Source organism: Paenibacillus sp. FSL k6-2145, from assembly GCF_037976585.1.
Taxonomy (GTDB): Bacteria; Bacillota; Bacilli; order Paenibacillales; family Paenibacillaceae; genus Paenibacillus.
Genome location: NZ_CP150267.1, coordinates 2,639,876 through 2,658,356, shown reverse-complemented (window position 1 = coordinate 2,658,356; position 18,481 = coordinate 2,639,876). Strand labels below are relative to the sequence as shown.

Sequence of the window (18,481 nt, the reverse complement as noted above, 5' to 3'; positions counted from 1 at the left end):
TGTAGTGATGGCGTTTTGTGAATTTGTTTGTTCACCATCAACTCTTTACTCATTGTAGTTTCGGTATGTCATCTTAAAATCAGTGTTTTGTAAACGCAATGTTAAAAATATCGGCTGTATATTGAAATATCTGGGATTTAATCAAGCCCTGAAGAGGTCGCTTCGGGAACGGACGTTGTTTCAATCGCTGTTATCCCCGGATTTATATGATTTACTTTTTCCAAGGAATACATCCGGGGATAAAGGCGAACGCTTCGCTTTTCCACAATCGTTCCGTTCCCTTCGCTGTGTCAGCGCTCGTTGGATCTCAGGCATTTCAATCTCCTGCCTGGGAGATGGCAAAAAAGAAGGCCAGCCCTATAAAAGGCTGGCCTTGTGTAAATTCTTTGTTGATTCTTTAATAGAGAAAGAAAATCTGTTTCTTCTATAGAAGGTACAAAAGCAGAAAAATCTGCCTCGCTGCCAGTGCTTAGCACCAGCTGTGAGAGCAGCCTTTTACATTACAATAGACTATCTTATTAATGCTTAATGTAAAATCTAATTTTACTAACCCAGAATCCATAACCACAATGCCAACCCGGCTAGGGTAATTAACAATGTCGGAATGGTCAGGATGATGCCTGCCTTGAAATAATACCCCCATGTAATCTTCACACCTTTGCGGGATAACACATGCAGCCACAGCAATGTGGCAAGAGATCCAATCGGGGTCATTTTGGGACCCAGGTCGGAACCAATGACATTGGCATAGATCAATGCTTCTTGAATGATGCCTTCGGTATGTGCGCCCTGGATGGCTAGCAGGTTAATCAACACGGTCGGCAGGTTGTTCATCACCGATGATAATACAGCAGCGATGATGCCCATCCCGAGCGAAGCAGCCAGCAGACCATGCTCTGCTATGGCATCCAGCCAGCGGCTCAGATGATCCGTTAACCCTGCATTACGCAGTCCATATACGACGATATACATGCCCACCGAGAACACCACAATCGACCAAGGTGCTTCCTTGATTACCCGTTTCAGATCAACAGCCTCGCTCTTGCGTGCCAATAAAGCGAACAGCAGCGCAACAGAGCCAACGATAACCGACACGGGAATCGGCAGAAACTCACTGGAAGCATAGGCCACGAGTAACAGCCCAAGCATGAACCAAGCGATTCGGAACATCCGTGGATCACGTATTGCTTCCTTCGGATCACGCGCTGCTGAAATATCATAGCGAAGAGGTATGCTTTTGCGATAGAACAAAAACAACATCCCCGTACTCGCTACGATTGAGAACAGATTGGGCACGACCATGCGTACTACATACTCCACAAATGTAATACCAAAGAAATCGGCCGATACAATGTTAACCAGATTGCTGACGACCAGCGGTAATGATGTGGTATCCGCGATAAACCCACTCGCCATCACAAAAGCCAGCACCATACGCTCATCAAACTTCAATGCACGCACCATTGCCAGCACAATTGGCGTCAGAATTAGCGCGGCACCGTCATTTGCGAACAAGGCAGACACCGCCGCTCCCAACAGAATGGAGTAGAAGAATAGTCTGCGACCGTCTCCTCCAGCCAGCCTTGCCATATGAAGGGCAGCCCATTCGAAGAAACCCGTCTCATCGAGAATGAGAGAAATCATAATAATGCCGACAAAGGCCAGCGTTGCATTCCATACAATGGATGCCACATCCGAGGCATCGTTCAAGCTGACGACTCCGCACAACAGGGCAAGTAATGCCCCACCTGAGGCTGTCCAACCGATGCCCAACCCACGAGGTTGCCAGATTACCAAGGTGATTGTCACTACAAAAATCAGTATTGCTACGTATACCATAAAGCCTCCTGCTGTACCCTGTATCAATATATTATTCGTTAATTCAATCTTATATTGTTAGATTACACCGCTATATGCGCGGAATAACCAGACGATATATTTATACAGGGCTACAGGAACATTGTCTATCTTTATTTTCTTCTATTATAAAATGTGTGGTAAATTGTGGTGTTAAAATACTAGGATTTACTCTTTGCCCTTATCTTTCGGTGTATCCTCTACCATCTTGAACATGCCAAGCAGTCCTTGTAATTGTTCCGCCATGCTATTCAGATGTGCCGAGGATGATGCAATCTCTTCTACCGATGCCAGTTGTTCTTGCGAAGATGCAGACACGGATTCTGTATTTGCAGCCGATTCCTGGGTCACATTCGAAATATCACTCATCGCCTTGGCAACGTGGGATGCACCACTCTCCAGTTGCTTCGTTGTTGCGGACAAGTCATCCAATGTATGAACAGCATCTTCCACCGCCTCCCGAATCTGAGCAAAGGATTGTCCTGACGTATTCACGGCCTGAATTCCTTCTCCTACCCGAGTCTGAGCCGCATTCATGGCGATTAGAGCGGCATCCATGTCCTGACGGATATTATGAACCACCTCACCAATCTGCGCTGCCGAACTTCCGGATTCTTCTGCCAGTTTGCGTACCTCACCGGCTACAACTGCAAACCCACGACCCGCATCCCCCGCTCTTGCTGCTTCAATAGAAGCATTTAATGCGAGCAAGTTCGTTTGTTTGGAGATGGATGCAATGACATCAACCATGCTACCAATCTCAACGGAACGGGCATTCAGAGATTGAACCACCGTTCCCAGCTGCTCCACCGTTTCCTGGATACTGTTCATCTGCTCCACAGCCTGTCCTGCTGCCTCATTCCCAGAAGAAGCCGCTCCGGACGTATGCCGCATATTGGCCGTAATCGATTGCACACGCTCCGACATCATTCGAACATCTTCTGCCATTCGGCTCATCTGTCCTGATCCGTCTTTCACGCTGTTTACCTGCTGCTCTGCACCTTCAGCCAGTTCCTGAATGGCCTGTGTTGAATGTTCAATCGCTTTGGTGGTTTGTTCTGCACTGGCAGACAACTCTTGAGAAGAAGCAGATACCTGCTCTGTCGTTTCCTGTACGCCCAGAATCATCATACGCAGGTTATCAACCATACGCTCAAAATACTTCGCAAGTTCTCCGACTTCATCTTTACGTCCTGTTTCCATTTTCACGGTCAAGTCACCTTTACTTACAGCTCTGGCTGATTCCTGCAGTCGTTTAATTGGACGCAGCATGGAGCGTGTAAACCAGATAATAAAGAGGAGTGTAAGGAACGTAGCCGCCAGAATAACAATAAATGTGACCATGCGGATATCCTTACTTGCATTAGTTATTTCACTCTTGAACATCGTGCCGGCAATTTTCCAGCCTGTTGCTTCATTTGTTGAAAAAATCATCATCTTCGGTTGATCGTTGAACACATAATCGAATTGACCTTCTGGACCTTCATACATCTCATCCAGCAAGCCACTCGTTTCCGGCGTACCTGCATCTGCTACAGGGGATACGACATAGTTTTTGTTTGCATCCATAATAATAACGTAGCCTTCTTTACCTACCTTAATGGATGCCTGCTCTTGCAGGTCTGTCAGGTCCAGAGATAAACCGATAACACCGGATTGATCCTTTAATGTTTTGGAGATAAATACAACTGCAACACCATCGGTATTAACAGACACAGCTGATACAACAGCTGTACCTGGCTTGTCCATCGCTAGTTTGTACCACTCCCGCTCCCTAGGATCATATGCATCTCCCCGTGTGCTGCTCGCTGTTGGTTTACCTCGAACCATGACTCCATCTGTTGTTCCTACAAAAATATTCATGGCATCAGGATGCAAGCCCAGGTATTGCTCCAGCTTCACCTGAAGCTCAGGACTATCGTTCTCCCCTTTGATCAGGCTCGGATCAAGGGCATCCGCGAAATAGTTAATGTCATGAATCTTGTAATTCACTTGGCTTTCTACAATGGTATTGGCAGTGCTCACACTTTGCATGGCACTATCCACTAATTGTTCTTGTATGCCATCTTCAGCCATCGTTAGTGTGATCAAGCCGATTGCCAAACTTGGCAGGAGTAGAACGGCCAGGAAGGAGACCAATAGTTTGTTCCTTATATTCCAGACAAAACCTTTCTTTTTCTTCTTTTTATTTTGATTATGTTTTGGTTTGGCAGGTTTCGCTGCTTTCATTGGTTTATTATCCTGAGTTTCACTCATGTCTTTCTCCCCCTCAAAATGTAAAAATGCCCTCTTTCTTTGTATGTATGGATCAATCTAAAAGGCTTATCTTATATATCGGCTAAATGAGGGTTTTTATTTGAGAGAAAAATGTGCAGGCACGCCAAACAAGCCACCTCTGATCAGAAGCGACTTGTACAAGGTACAGGTTACTAATTATTCCATGAATTAGATGAAGTATTGGAGTACGGACCGCCTGGCGGTTGTGCCGAGGGTTTACCAAAATAGTAGCCCTGGGCAAGCTCAATACCTATGGAACGACAGAATTCAAACTCTTCCATCCGTTCAATCCCCTCGGCAAGGACTTGCCCTCCAAATCGACTCGACATCTCAACAATATGAAGAATTTGCTGTTGTTTGGTCGAATCCTGATCACAACGGTCAATAAGACTTCGATCTATTTTGACAAAATCCGGTTCTAACCGATTCATCAACTCTATTGTCGAATATCCGGCACCCACATCATCCAGTGCAACCGACATTCCACGGGAACGATATACCTCAAATATTTGCTGTAAGATGGGCATATGCTGAATCTGCTCTGTTTCCACGACTTCAAACACAAAATCTTTAGGGTCCAGCGAAAGGCGTTCAATCGCTTCAAATGTATGTGTCAGACAATATTCGGGATTATATATGGAGGAAGGCAGGAAATTTACGAAGCGTTTGACACCATGCGGCAGAAAAAGGGCACTGGTCTCAATAGCAGTAATACGCGCCAATCGATCCAGAAAAGAATGTAGTCCGGTCTCACGCGCAACTTCAAATAATTCATAGGAACTGAAGGATTTTCCATTCTCAGCAGGACGAAGCAAAAACTCATATCCGATAATCTGCTCCGATGCATCAACGATGGGTTGCATATGACTGCTGAATTGATGCTCCAGAATAATGGAAACAAGCTCCGCATGTTTGAAACGGGACTCCTGCATGGTTAGACTAATCCAGCTTTCTTCATTAGCCTGTTCGTATATAGGCATAATCTGAACAGTTAGGGAATCACGTAATGTCGGATCAATTTCGCCGATCTTTTCTATTAAGCTCTGAACCGTCTCCAGATTCGAAAAATGCATCCACATCATGTCATCCGACGTCTCGATAAGTCTTCCCGGCGTTTGTAGCGCTTCCAGCAAAGCGGGGGAAATGGGACGCAAGTACAAGGTACCTTGGCCCTCTATAGGATAGATTGGACTGCAGCCACTGCAATTCATGTAGGACCCCCCTTGCCAATTTAGATTCCATGTCCATTAATGTTCACTTGTATATACCCAAAGTTTGTAAATATTATATCATGGGTCTTAAAATTAATCTCTACTGTTTTGATGACTTCCTGTATGACGGTTCTTGGAACAAATATATTCAAATTTGCAGAAAAAAAGACCGACAGTCTGATGACTGTCGGTCTCCTCACCACTTATTAAACTTTAAGAAGCGGGAATCACGATTTTCTGTCCAACTTTCAGGTTATGCACATTTGAGATTTTGTTAGCTGTCGCAAGTTTGCGCCAGTCCACACCATATTTCAAACCAATGCGGTACAGGTTATCCCCTTTTTTCACTACATATACAACCTTGTTGTTGGTTGCCGGTTTCTCAGGTTGTGGCTTAGGCGTCGGTGTTGGCGTTGGTTTAGGCGTTGGAGCTGGCTCCGTACCTGTTTCAGGTGTTGTCGTTGCTTCACCTGTCAGTTTCAAGCCATACTCTGCAAAACCTTCATTGTTTGTACCGATGAATGACATCGCCGGGTTCGCTTCAACCAGACCTTTCGCATCCGGGGAAGAAGCAAACACAACTTCAAGATCATTCAGTGCTGCTGCGGTTACACCAGCAGATGGTTTAATTGGTGCCAGGGACCAGTTGCCGTCCGCTGCCGGATTAATCGTTTTATTCTCACGGATGTAGTCGATGATCACTTGACGGTTCTCATCCGGTGCAGCCAGAACGATCCGTTTGCCGTCCGGGTTAGCCAGTTTGGATGAAGAAGCACGGTAGTTATTTGTCGCTACAATGAATTTTTGAGCTGGGTCAACCGGTTTTCCGTTAAAGCTCAGGTCCTTGATCCGGCTTGCGGATGCATTAACGATCGTAGCTTTGCTATCGTATTTGGCTGGTTGCGTCACATCAATCTGATATGTTACACCATCAATAACATCGAAGTTGTACGTTGGGAAGTCATTGTTGATCAGTTGTTGTTGTCCACCTTTAGCCGGGTCGATCTGGTTGAACTGGCCTGCAGACCATTCCAGCCATTCTTTCAGTTCTGCGCCGTTAACCATTACAGCATGTACCGTATTTGGATATACGTACAGGTCAGCAACGTTTTTGATCGCAATGGTGCCTTTAGGAATATTCGTGTAATACGAAGCGCCTGAACGTCCACCGGCTTTGAATGGTGCACCTGCGGACAATACAGGGATTTTCTCGTATTCCGTACCTTGCATATGTTTTTCGACATACCATTTCTGTGCATTCGTTACGATCTGAATGGATGGATCATCCTGAACCAGAGCGAAGAAGCTGTTAATAGGTGCAGTCGTTTCGCCCACCGGACCACGAACATACTCCAATGTACCTTCATGCTCTTCATGAACCGCATCAATGATGTCCTGATCAGCCTCTACTAATGGTTTTTTGTTGGCTGTGTCATAGATTGGGCGTGCTTCCGTTTTGGAATCCACCACTTTCCATTTGCCATCAACCAGCTCCAGATCCAGGTCGATGATACCAAGATGATCACCCCAGAACCCTGGCTCTACAGCAGGAACGCCATTAATTGTACCTTTCTCAAGGTCTACCCCTTTTTTGCCGGCAAAATCAGCACTTGGGAACACTTTGTGGGCATGTCCAAATAGAATGGCATTAATGCCTTCAACTTGGCTCAGATACAGTACGGAGTTCTCCATCAGATCCGTTTGAGGAATTTCCTCAAATCCGGAGTGAGGAATAGCTACAATAATGTCGGCACCTTCAGCCTTCATTTTTGGAATGAATTTTTTCGCGGTAGCAATAATATCCTTGGCGATTACTTTGCCTTCAAGGTTAGCGCTGTCCCACTGCATGATTTGTGGCGGTACAAATCCGATCACACCTACTTTGATCGTATGTTCTTTGCCAGTCTCATCCGTTACCTTTTTATCCAAAATCTCATACGGTGTGAAGTAATTCTTGTCATTTGTCTCATCATCATCACCATCGTCTACATAGACATTGGCATTAATGTAAGGGAAGTTTGCTCCCTCCAGCGTCATGTCCAAGAAATCCAGACCATAGTTGAATTCATGGTTACCGATGTTACCTGCATCATAATCGAGCAGATTCATCGCTTTATATACAGGGTGAGTCTCACCCTTTTTCAGTGGATCAATTTTCGCAGAGTAGTCTCCCAGCGGATTCCCCTGAATCAGATCTCCATTATCAAACAGCAGGCTGTTCTTCGCCTCGTCACGGGCTTTCTTAATCAGTGTAGCTGTTTTGGCAAGTCCATACTGGTCTGTCTCTTTGTCGGAATAGTAGTCATAGTTAACCAGATTTGTATGAATGTCTGTGGTTTCCATGATCCGCAGTTTAACTTTGGCAGCATCCGCAGCCGATACAGGTACCGGAAACACCGCAAGCACGTTTAATGCAACCAAAGCGGCAGTCAGGCTTGATAATACTTTTTTACTCGTTTTCAAAATAACCCCTCCCGGTTATGTACATTGAATCATGCATTAATGGGCAAACGAAGAGCGCAGAAAAAAGATAGATTTCATGGGTTGTGCGTACTGACGCTCTGATGACACGCATCGGAATTTCAGGTAAGTTTATCTCACATGAACATCTATTTATGTCTGTGCTTGTCGTTTACATTCCAAATCATAACGCAATGCTCAGCCATTGAAAAGCATTATTTTTTACATTACACGCACATACCTAGGCGAGTTTACATTATCATGCGTGATTTCGACAATTTTTTCAACATTTTAGTAGGTATATAGTGCTTATTATCTTTAAAATACGTATATTACATGTGTCTTACATGTATATCCAATTCAGCTTTATTCATCCATGCCAAAAACCGTGAAACCTTAATGGCTTTCACGGTTGGATTAAACTCTGCGCGTATTTTCGCATAAGGACGCTACTTTGCAGAGGTTATTTTCATATTCGGATTATTGTTCCCACACATGATGCTCATGATCTTTCCCTGTGTATTCAATACGAGTCGGGGTGATGTCCAGAATGACATAGTTTGGATCATTAGGTCCATCGAACCACGCCTTCAGTTCGTCGTTCCACACTTGCTCACGCAAGCCTTCGTTCTTTGTCACTTCACAGGTTCCTTCAATCTCAACTACTTCCTTGGAACCACCAGCCTCATAACCAAGTAGCAGGCTAACATTCGGATTATTCTCCAGTTCCTCTACTTTGTGTGTACGGCGGTTCGTTGCCAGATGAATGTTCAGTCCATCGTTGAAAAGCGCCATATAGCGAGATTTCGGTTTACCATTCTCCACAGTGGAGAAGCTGCAAAAAGGGTTGTTTTCCAATGCTTTTACAATGTTTTGTTCCAATTCATTCTGGTTCATGGGAAGTGCTCCTTTCGGTTTTGGAGGTATATTGGAAGGACTCTTGTAGGCGGCCGTTTCGGGTACGGATCGTTCTTTGGATCGCTGTTATCTCTCAATGATCCTGATCTCTTCCTCATATGCATTGGATTAAAACCGATTCACACTGGCACTACGATGACAGAACAACCTTCCAATCGCTGTTATCCCCAGATTTTTTTGATTCCCTTTTTCTAAAGGGAAAATCCGGTGATAGCGTATGCTTCCGATGTAGCTTTCTTTCAGAAAGCTTTTAGGCGATCGCTTCGCTTTTTCAGGTTTCTTCTGTCCTCTCCGTTATCGTGTGAATGCTTAATTCCAAAGGATATATGATTGAAAATCCAAGATACATGCGAACACTTCGCTTCCTCAGAATCGATTCTATCCCCTCCACTACGTCTACCGTTCTCCCAATTAAGGTTGATTAATAAAAGTACAAAGAGAAGTGTAATTGTTACTATCTCTTTTTGTTTAATGACAGTTCATTAATCGCTTATAACTAGAGACAGCTTAATGCAACTCTATAATAAGCCTGTACTTATAGTGTACCCACCTCACCTATGGTGAATCCCTTAAACCTGTACGCAAACGTGACAAAATCGGCAAAGCTGATTATTAAAATGTTTACATAAAGGGATTATCCCGTATTGTTCCTAGGATCTTTTTAATTCAGATCTCCAAGATAGATTGATGAAGAATCCGATTTAAGAAGCAATTCGCCAATTGTTTTTGGATATAAACGAATCTGGGACAGCTCTTCAAGTGCAATCCATTCCACAGCGACTTGGTGGTCGTCTGGATTGGAGCCTTCAAAAACGGTTGCCTCCGGATCTATCAGGCTGCACGCAAAATAAAATTCAACCTGGTGGATGTCTGCATCCCACTCGGCGAATTCATGATTTTTTCCGATATACTCCCGGATATGTAACAGCTCTCCCACGTTCACGGCCTGACCAATCTCCTCCAGGCATTCGCGCGCGACCGCATCCTTGAGTTCTTCACCTTTCTCCTGTCCTCCACCTGGGAACACATAAGCAGTACCATATTGATCTTCCAGCCGGATGACCAACAATTGTCCATTCTGCACAATGACAGCTTTCGCCGAGTTGCGTATGGGTTTCATTCTGTTCATTCACTCCTTGTCATTCCAAGATTTCAAAGTTCAATCCGAACAACCTGATACTACTAATGTTCTGCTGAACAGGCGTATCATTCTGTTGTATGCACGGATAACTTAATGCCTTCCGATTCCAGCACACGACGAACCTCTTGAGCAAATGCGAGAGCATTCGCTCCGTCACCGTGGATACAGACCGTCTCTGCCTTAATGGGAACCAGCGTACCGTCCGTGGATACAACCACGCCGTCTTTTACCATCTGGAGTACTTGAGCAATCGCTTGTCCCGACTCTTCAATGACAGCTCCTGCTTGGCTTCGAGAGGTTAGCTTACCATCCGCCCCATAGGTTCGATCTGCAAACACCTCGCTCACACTGCGAATACCGATGCGATCCGCAGCGTGAATCAACTCACTACCCGCCAGACCATACAAATACAGGTCAGGCTTTACTTGATAGATCGCCTCGGCGATGGCTTCAGCAAGCTTCGCATCTTCTGCGGCCATATTGTATAAGGCACCATGTGGTTTTACGTGATGCATGTGCCCTCCGCTTGCACGGACAAAGGCATCCAGCGCACCCATCTGATATACCACCATGTCATATGCTTCCCGTGGGGTAATGTCCATACGTCTTCTGCCAAACCCTTGCAAATCCGGCAACCCGGGGTGGGCTCCAATCGCAACGCGATGCTCCAATGCCCTCTCCACCGTCAGCCGCATTGTAGCCGGGTCTCCTGCATGAAACCCGCAGGCAATATTGGCTGATGTAATCAAGGGTAGAATGGCTTCGTCAGACAGAGTGCGATATATACCATAACTTTCGCCCAGATCACAATTGATATCCAAGGTTTTGGGGGTATTCATTGAGTGCCCTCCATTCCAGCCATTCTTCTGCGTATCAGCTTATCCATGAGCTGCATATTGATTTCCTGTTCCATATACAACTGTCCGGCTTGATCATGCGTAATCTGTTTAAAAGAAATTCGGGTTCCTGGCCTAGCCTGAGCCAGGATAGGCATATCCACCCGAGCTACCTGTGCAATGACAGGATAACCTCCAATCGTCTGATGGTCCGCCATCAAGATGATGGGCTGGCCATCAGGTGGCACCTGCACTGTGCCATAGGTAACGGCTTCTGACAGCCGATCCAGGGCCTGATCCAGCTCCAGTCTGGAGCCTTGCAAGCGATAGCCCATCCGATCGGATTGTGAAGTGATCACGTATTTTTCGGCATAGAATTGTCCCAGACTTTCTTGGCTGAACAGCGAACTATCCTTGCTCTCCATCACACGAATAACAGGTTGCCCATAATAGTCAGGTCTTTCCCGTTCAGATAAAAGCCACGCAGGCGCCAATATTCGGTGGTCCCGCTCACTCTCCTTTACCTGCTGCTCCATACGCTGCATCCAACCTTGCGCTTCACCAGAAGGTTCACCTATGGATAACAGATCCCCCACGCGTAAGGCTCGCCCATCCATACCGCCAAGACCTGTCTTGAGGTCTGTACTTCGACTGCCCATCACTTCAGGCACAGCTATTCCACCCGCAATCGCCAGATATCCACGCAAACCATGACGACATTGACCAAACTTCAGTACACTTCCAGCCCGCACCAGCACCGGACGCCACAAAGGTACAGGCAGATGATCCACCGTTGCCGTCAGATCGGCCCCACATAATGAGATAAGCTGGCTCTCCTGAAATCGAAGCTCTGGCCCTGTCATCGTCATCTCCAGCACTGCCGCATGTCGGGAGTTGGCCACAAGCATATTGGCTGCTCTGGCTGCAAAGGTGTCCATGACCCCGCCAGGATGAATACCATACCGGCGATAGCCGGTTCTGCCTTCATCCTGAACGGCAGATAACAGACCAGGGCGAATCACTTCGATACTCATCGTTCGCCCTCCTTCCGCTTCAACGCCAGATAGTCCTGCATCGTAATCTGTTCAAATCGAACCCGATCACCTGCTGCCAGCAAACTCGGTACGTTCTCATCCGGCCGAAACAACCGGAGTGGCGTTTGTCCAATACATTGCCATCCTCCGGGTGTGTCCACTGGATAGATTCCCGTCTGTTTGCCACCAATACCTACTGTACCCGCCTCAACCCGAAGCCTTGGCGTTGCCCGTCTGGGCGTAGCAATCTGTTCAGACAACCCGCCGAGATACGGAAAACCCGGTGCAAATCCAATCATATGTACGAGATACTCCCCGGATGTATGAATCGCAATAACGTCTTCTGGGGTCAGTCCATGTTCACTGGCAACGTAGTCCAGATCAGGCCCCCACTCGCCACCATAACATACGGGAATCGTGACCGTTCTGGGTTTGTCTTGGACGGATTCCTTCATTTGATTCAACTGCTGAAGCAGAATACGGCATAACTCGGGGTACGGGGAGATGAACGGATCATAAAATACTGTAACGGACGTATATGAAGGCACCCATTCGATCATGGCTGACAGAGTGCATTTTTCCAGCAAAGCACATACAGACATCACTCTGCGTTGCACCGCGTCAGACAATTGATCTCCGCACTGAATGATAACTGCTGTCTCACCCAGCGGTGATAAGATCTCTTCCGTCCATGCATACGTCAATTTGGTCATGCGCCATCTCCCCTTTTGTCCACACGTTTAGCGTATCGTTATTTATCTCTCTCCAATGCCTGCAATACCAGTGAACGAACCAACGAAAAAGGCTCGTCTTCTTCTGTACGTATCGCGAGATACAGTGTCTGCAAAAACAGACGCACATTCAGGCTCCTATGACTGGTTTCCAGAAGTGATCTGTTCACCGCCTGATCTCCTTGATGAAGGGAATCGATCCATACCGTAATATCCTTTGGCTCCAACAGATTGCGACGCAGAATGGTAATTACAGCATGCACTATTCGCTGATCTTCATCATGGATGTAAACCACACTTGATTCCGTTATTTTCACAGTGAGTGCATGCAGAAGTTCCAGCAGATCCGTTCGCTCCAGATATGGCGATTGCGCCAAGTCTTCAACCGCATCCGCCGCGTGTGCAGGGGCATGCGCCCAGCCCTTATTATCGACGTAGCCGCGAACATCTTTTTCACGTTCCAGATATGTAGTCAACCGATGATGAATCCCTGCGATATCCTCTTTGTCCAGGAAAAGTCGCTGACGATCCACATTCAGAATTGGAGGCAGTAACAATACAGAGAACGTCCGCGTAAACACACTATCCGTTCCCAGCTCTCCGATCCCATAGAACAGGTGCTGATCGTCCAGCGCCAACTGCAACACATGCCTTAGCTGATCTACCGAAAATACACCCTGTCCAATCCATGTTGCAAACGTAACATAGATCAATTCATCCCGCAGGACAGGGTCAGTACTACCAATATGCTGCATCATATGCAGTGCCAATTCGTAAGGCTGTTCTTCATGATCAATGGAATGATTAGACGACTGAATATGCTGTAATTTTTGTTTTAACGTCAGAGCATCCATCTATTAAGACTCCCTGGGCGAATTCAAATGCACGCTGCAATTGTACAGTTCGCATTGCCACGTATCATCTTTCTTGGCAATCCGGGTAATGGATGTGTTGGACAGCTTCACGCTGATATCAAGCTCAGGCACCAGACCTCGCAGTGTATTCCGCAGAACGGCTCCGTGACTGACAACGATCACTCTTCCATCGGGGTGCTGCTGTACAATATCTTCAAGCACCGCACTGCCTCGAACAGTCCCTGCATCTGCAAGCTCACGTCCCAGATCCAGAGTACTCCAGTCTACTCCCCACTTGGCTAACCGTTCCTCTTCCGTCGTTCCTTCGACCTGTCCTCCGCCCATCTCGCGAAGTCTAGGGTCCAGATGAATCTCTTGAATACCCAAGCGATCACCAATGATGCGAGCCGTCTCACTTGCACGCTCCAAGTCACTTGCATAGATGGCATCCCAGGATTCTTCGGCTAGTCTCGCAGCAAGTAAAACGGCCTGTTCCCTGCCATCCTGATCCAGCGGGTTATCCGTCTGTCCCTGCGAACGTTTTTCCTTATTCCACGCTGTGCTTCCATGGCGAATCAATGCAATTTGAGTCATTGTTGTTCCTCACCTTTTTCTATATAAAGTTCATCTTCTGTAAAATGTTTGCGTGCCTTCGGCTTGGCAAATTTGCCGCCATTATATTGAGAAGACCCGTTTCTCGGAATGGAGAGACTGTCCCAAGCTGTTTCTTTAAGCATTTTCGCGGCAAATACAATCTGCCCGACATGATACGGATAATGCGCCAATTGCCGAATAATAGCCTCCATGACGGTATGCCCTTCATTTCGAATGTATATGATATGAGACAATTGTTCCGGGGTAAACGAACGAATGGCTTCGAATAGGCATGTCCAGCCTTCTTCCCATTTAGCGAGCAACTCTTCCCGGGATGTAAGTTCATTCACGAATTCGGCATCTCGTTCACGCCACGGTTTCTCACCATCTGTTGTCAGTACATCCGTCCAACGGGACAGCATATTGCCCCATAAATGTTTTACGATTACCGCAATGCTGTTCGCGTCTTCATTCCAGGATTGAAACAATTGCTCGGACTCCAGTTGTGCCATGGCTTTTTCCCCGAGCTGCTTGTAATACAGGAATTGTTTCTCGGCTGTCTCCAGAAAAACCTGATTCATATCCATCCGTTAACCACCCTTCGGAAAAGTATGTTGTCCCCTGATCACGTCCAAACAGAAGCGTCACATGTTATTTATTCAGGAAATGAGAATGTGCCGTCTGCATTCGGTTCAAATGGAATGACTTTGCGAACCGCATCCAGATTGAGTTCTCCATAGATATGTGGAAATAGCTCATTCAATTCGTAGAGATCCTCATATACCAGTTCCGGCTTCAACGCCTTCTCATCAATACTAAGTAATAATAAATCCGTGCGGCCTGCATAATATTGCCCTGCTACCCATGGGATCTGTTCCTTGGTGGAACAATGAATGAATCCGTCCGTCTCCAGGCTATCTGGTGCATACTCACTTCCCTTTGACACTTGCTCCCACAACGAACGGGAAATAATACTATAGATCATGGTTCCGCCTCCTTCAATTTCTGCGATGTACCCTATGTGTCATTGGAAGTATTATAGATCATCCCGGATACGGGAGTACACTTTTTGATCCGTAAATACACCTTTGATCTTCAACTGTTTGCGTAACAAACCTTCGTACGACATGCCCAGCTTCTCCATTACGCGTGCAGAGCCTATGTTGCCTGCATTACATTTCCCCTCCAACCGATTGCAGTCCAGTTCCCGAAAGCAATAATCCACGATAGGTTGCATCGCTTCTGCTGCAAGCCCCTTACCCCATTGACTGCTGGCTATCGCGTATCCCAGTTCAGCACTCTGCATGGGTTCGTTGAGATGAAAGACGCCACCCCTCCCGATCAAGGTCCCTGTTTCCTTCAGGACAAAAGCCCAGATATGTACATTTTTCCGTTCATAATTATCCAGTACCCGCTGAATATATTGAATTGAATCCTCCACCGTCTCATGACAGTTCCACAAGCTTTGCTGACTCACTCGCGGATCAGAGGCAAATGCATAATATTCATCGAGATCATCCATCGCAAGGCGTCTCAGCTTTAACCGCTGTGTTTCGAATTCCGGCGATTCGGCAAAAAGTTTTTCTACATTCATTCAGCACACCTCCATGATTCACTTGATTTCATGATCCAGCCATCTTATTTCTCAGGAAATAACGATCTATCATCACCATGCACAGAATTCCGACCGTATATCGAATCAGATCAATCACCAGAAACCCATGTCCCAGAACAAGAGCACCCCATACGGTTGAGCGTATCTCAATCAGCCAAGGCGTCTGAATCAACTGTGAGAACTCAATCATCCAGCAGAATACACAGCTCAAACTCATCGCCCATACCAAGCTGCGACGAGGCCACACCATGCGCACTCCGAAATAAATCATGCCCGCCCATAATGCATCTCCGGAATGTTCATGCACCCAATCCGGCAATCGATCACCAAAGTGTCTGGATGCGAGTCCTGCCGCCATGGTCATCATGACTGCGAGGAAATAGATCAGCCTTTCTCTGATATGTACGCTTTTCAATTGATCACAAGCCTTCATCAAGCACTTGTAAAATAAATTGCGTTTTGGCAGCGGTATACGATTCCCTGTCTTCCTTATTCTCATCAGCAAGCTTCGTCTTTAGGACGGCGTAAGCTTCCACCAGATCTGGGCGTTTTCTCAGCACATCCCGAAACCGAATTTGACGATCCCAACGGTCCTCTCCCGGGCGCATTAGATGAAGGTGTACAGCTCTCTTGCCATCCTTAACTCTCACCCAGAATCGTCGATAATCCCGGCCATCCAGTTCAGGCGGAACATAGTTCCAGCCCAACGGATTCAGCTGATCGGCAATCAGATCCATGTCATCCCAGGACTGTACCTCTGCCATCAGATCAATAATGGGTTTGGCGAGCAACCCTGGAATGGATGTGCTTCCGATATGTTCGAATTGATGGATATTCAACTGCTGTAAAAGGTGTTTAAGTTGCCGGATTTCTTCCTGAGCCTGTGCATCCCAATTGAGGTTGGCCGGAGCAATCTCTACCGACTCTGTCGCCCAGGCAGGCCAGTTTTCCGGTTGCAATGGATCTGTCATTCAGGTACCTCCTCTTGACCATGACATTTTAAATGGTAACCTTCTCTGTATTTTTCATAGGTGCGTTGCTTCATGCACTCAATCGTAGTACTCCGTTGAAATGTAAGTATGGAACTTAGGGATAAAAGAAGATATTTCAGGTAAGCCAGATCGCTAGAGTTAGGGTCTGCGCTTATTATCGAAGCTTTCATATTCATCCCATCCAATCCCGTTATATTGTTGTTCAAGCAGAAGGCATTCCAGATACATATTTCTATATATCCAAAAAGGAGCGTATGTCTACGCCCCTGGTTGTCTGTTACATTGATGATATTAACGATGTCATGTATTGATTTTATCTTTGAATTGATGCAAAGCACTTCATTATATGAAGATTTATTTTACCGTAACAGGGATCGTCACTTTTTTGTTGCCCCACTTGGCCGTGATAGACGTTTTACCTTTGCCTACAGCCACGATCTTGCCATTTGTTACTGTCGCTACGCCCGGCTTTGTGCTGCTCCACACCGCGCTGTTCGTCACAACAGTGGTTTTACCCGTATCATACTGTGCCATCACACTCAGCGTTGTACTTCCCTGTGGGGACAAAACCAGTTTTTTCTGGCCTGTAATCAACTTTTTGAGCAAAGGTACAACGGTAACCTCTGCCTTTATTGTCTGATTTTGATAAGTTCCTGTCAAGGTGGCTTGTCCTTCTGTCAGCGTTTTGACTGCTCCATTTTTCACGATAGCTACATTTGTATTGGAAGAGGTCCATATCACTTGTTTCGAAAGGTTAATGGTTTTGCCATTCGCATAGGTGCCGATGACCTTCAACGCCTTGGACTTCTTGATGTTCAACTGCATTGTGGCAGGAGTGACCTCAACTTTGGTAATCTCGTCCGTCACGGCAACGGGAACTTTCACTGTCTCTGAGCCGTATTTGCCTTGCAGCATTACTCGGCCGGGTGTAACGCCTTTGATTTTACCGTTTTCCAGCACAGCCGAAGAAGTGGATACGGACCACACAATCTCGGACGTTACGTCTTCTTCCTTCCCATTCGCACGGGTAATGCTTACTTTCGGAAGGTTGCTTTCACTGCCTTTTACAAAACTGTAGGATTTCGGTGAAGCTTTGATGCTTTTGATCTTCTCCTGCACCTGGACAACCAACTGGGCTTTAGCCCCGTCTACCTCTGCAAAAATGGTTGCTTCGCCTGCGGCTACAGCCTTGACTTTGCCTTTCACCATCGTCGCAACCGCTGCATTACTGGTGGACCAAGTCACGCCCTCGGTAACATCCTGCTTGTTATCAAAACCTTCTACCGTTGCCATCACCTGAAGCGCAGCTGTTTCGGAAACACTCATCTTCTGCGGGCTGCTATTGGTTATTTCAATCGATTTCACGTCACCAGTAGCCGCCAAGGCCAACGAAGGGACCAGTATTGTTAATGTCATAATTAGAGCAAGCGTGCCTCGAAGCGCCAGTTTGATTCTACTCATTTTTAATTTCCAACTCCCATAATCCAATATTTTACTTCTATTATATTATATCGGATACGAATTGCATAAAGTTGAATAACATAAGTGGGAGTCTTGGAACAATTCATGATTTTCATTGTATAATATGGGAAGGCCGCGTAATACTGTTTTAATAAACCTAAAAGATGGGGGTGGGGTATGTATGATCGAAAAGAATTTGCTTGATATGGTTTCACCTAAAAATAACCGTAAACGTATGAAAGCTATCGTCACTTCGACATCCACCAAGATTCGTCCTGAAGACGAAGTGGTTCTATTGATGAAAACAGCCCGCAATCGTTTCAAAAAAGCCCTTGAATCTGGACAAATTGAAATCATTAACGAGCGTGAATGGAAGCTGCGTTGACATTAAAGAAATAATTTTATTTACTTACATAAACGAAGAAAATTCTGATTAAGAAAGCTATATCTTAGGTCCGAGCACTAACCATCAGTTATATTTGGCACAACATAGTAGGAGA

General features: G+C 46.1%; 18 protein-coding genes. 1 reads left to right on the top strand and 17 read right to left on the bottom strand.

Translation table 11 applies throughout. From position 1 onward, the window contains the following. Positions 1-546: 546 nt before the first annotated feature. From NZ043_RS11890 to NZ043_RS11810, 17 genes are all read right to left on the bottom strand, one after another. Positions 547-1,839 (bottom strand): arsenic transporter, encoded by a 1,293-nt coding sequence (locus tag NZ043_RS11890; RefSeq protein ID WP_133386924.1) that lies wholly within the window; start codon positions 1,837-1,839, stop codon positions 547-549. Between the two features lie 186 nt (positions 1,840-2,025). Continuing rightward, a complete protein-coding gene (locus NZ043_RS11885; RefSeq protein ID WP_091038187.1) occupies positions 2,026-4,113 on the bottom strand; it encodes a methyl-accepting chemotaxis protein in 2,088 nt (695 codons plus the stop codon). Between the two features lie 173 nt (positions 4,114-4,286). After that, positions 4,287-5,345: an EAL domain-containing protein gene (locus tag NZ043_RS11880; protein ID WP_091038185.1), complete on the bottom strand. Its 1,059-nt coding sequence runs from the start codon at positions 5,343-5,345 to the stop codon at positions 4,287-4,289. 213 nt (positions 5,346-5,558) lie between these two features. Then, entirely contained in the window at positions 5,559-7,808 is a 2,250-nt protein-coding gene (locus NZ043_RS11875; RefSeq protein WP_339311917.1) for a bifunctional 2',3'-cyclic-nucleotide 2'-phosphodiesterase/3'-nucleotidase, read from the bottom strand. 477 nt (positions 7,809-8,285) lie between these two features. Then, positions 8,286-8,702, bottom strand: coding sequence for a pyridoxamine 5'-phosphate oxidase family protein (locus tag NZ043_RS11870; RefSeq protein ID WP_036673192.1), 417 nt, complete (start codon positions 8,700-8,702; stop codon positions 8,286-8,288). Positions 8,703-9,384: 682 nt separating this feature from the next. Further along, positions 9,385-9,843, bottom strand: coding sequence for an NUDIX domain-containing protein (locus tag NZ043_RS11865; RefSeq protein ID WP_091038181.1), 459 nt, complete (start codon positions 9,841-9,843; stop codon positions 9,385-9,387). Positions 9,844-9,929: 86 nt separating this feature from the next. Then, positions 9,930-10,703, bottom strand: coding sequence for a 5-oxoprolinase subunit PxpA (locus tag NZ043_RS11860; RefSeq protein WP_091038179.1), 774 nt, complete (start codon positions 10,701-10,703; stop codon positions 9,930-9,932). Continuing rightward, positions 10,700-11,734: a biotin-dependent carboxyltransferase family protein gene (locus NZ043_RS11855; protein WP_339311914.1), complete on the bottom strand. Its 1,035-nt coding sequence runs from the start codon at positions 11,732-11,734 to the stop codon at positions 10,700-10,702. The genes NZ043_RS11860 and NZ043_RS11855 overlap by 4 nt, the downstream gene beginning before the upstream one ends. Beyond that, positions 11,731-12,447 (bottom strand): 5-oxoprolinase subunit PxpB, encoded by a 717-nt coding sequence (pxpB, locus tag NZ043_RS11850; RefSeq protein ID WP_289390991.1) that lies wholly within the window; start codon positions 12,445-12,447, stop codon positions 11,731-11,733. Before pxpB ends, NZ043_RS11855 begins: the two co-directional genes overlap by 4 nt. A 38-nt stretch (positions 12,448-12,485) precedes the next feature. Further along, a complete protein-coding gene (locus tag NZ043_RS11845) occupies positions 12,486-13,319 on the bottom strand; it encodes a DUF2785 domain-containing protein (protein ID WP_339311911.1) in 834 nt (277 codons plus the stop codon). Positions 13,320-13,322: 3 nt separating this feature from the next. Continuing rightward, positions 13,323-13,913, bottom strand: coding sequence for a histidine phosphatase family protein (locus NZ043_RS11840; protein WP_091038172.1), 591 nt, complete (start codon positions 13,911-13,913; stop codon positions 13,323-13,325). Next, positions 13,910-14,500: a DUF1572 family protein gene (locus NZ043_RS11835; protein WP_339311909.1), complete on the bottom strand. Its 591-nt coding sequence runs from the start codon at positions 14,498-14,500 to the stop codon at positions 13,910-13,912. The genes NZ043_RS11840 and NZ043_RS11835 overlap by 4 nt, the downstream gene beginning before the upstream one ends. A gap of 68 nt (positions 14,501-14,568) precedes the next feature. Next, on the bottom strand, positions 14,569-14,898 hold the full coding sequence (locus tag NZ043_RS11830) for a DUF952 domain-containing protein (RefSeq protein ID WP_091038169.1): 330 nt from the start codon (positions 14,896-14,898) through the stop codon (positions 14,569-14,571). 51 nt (positions 14,899-14,949) lie between these two features. After that, complete coding sequence (locus NZ043_RS11825; protein ID WP_289390989.1) at positions 14,950-15,507, bottom strand: GNAT family N-acetyltransferase; 558 nt, start codon at positions 15,505-15,507, stop codon at positions 14,950-14,952. A 28-nt stretch (positions 15,508-15,535) separates the two neighbouring features. Next, positions 15,536-15,943: a DUF2809 domain-containing protein gene (locus NZ043_RS11820; RefSeq protein WP_339311905.1), complete on the bottom strand. Its 408-nt coding sequence runs from the start codon at positions 15,941-15,943 to the stop codon at positions 15,536-15,538. A gap of 4 nt (positions 15,944-15,947) precedes the next feature. Beyond that, the gene (locus tag NZ043_RS11815; RefSeq protein ID WP_339311903.1) at positions 15,948-16,499 is read right to left on the bottom strand and encodes a GrpB family protein; all 552 of its coding nucleotides are present in this window, start codon (positions 16,497-16,499) and stop codon (positions 15,948-15,950) included. A 375-nt stretch (positions 16,500-16,874) separates the two neighbouring features. Further along, the gene (locus NZ043_RS11810; protein WP_133386935.1) at positions 16,875-17,981 is read right to left on the bottom strand and encodes an Ig-like domain-containing protein; all 1,107 of its coding nucleotides are present in this window, start codon (positions 17,979-17,981) and stop codon (positions 16,875-16,877) included. 181 nt (positions 17,982-18,162) lie between these two features. On the opposite strand from NZ043_RS11810, the gene NZ043_RS11805 reads away from it, so the two are divergent. Then, the gene (locus NZ043_RS11805; protein ID WP_133386936.1) at positions 18,163-18,366 is read left to right on the top strand and encodes a hypothetical protein; all 204 of its coding nucleotides are present in this window, start codon (positions 18,163-18,165) and stop codon (positions 18,364-18,366) included. The last annotated feature ends 115 nt before the right edge of the window (positions 18,367-18,481 follow it).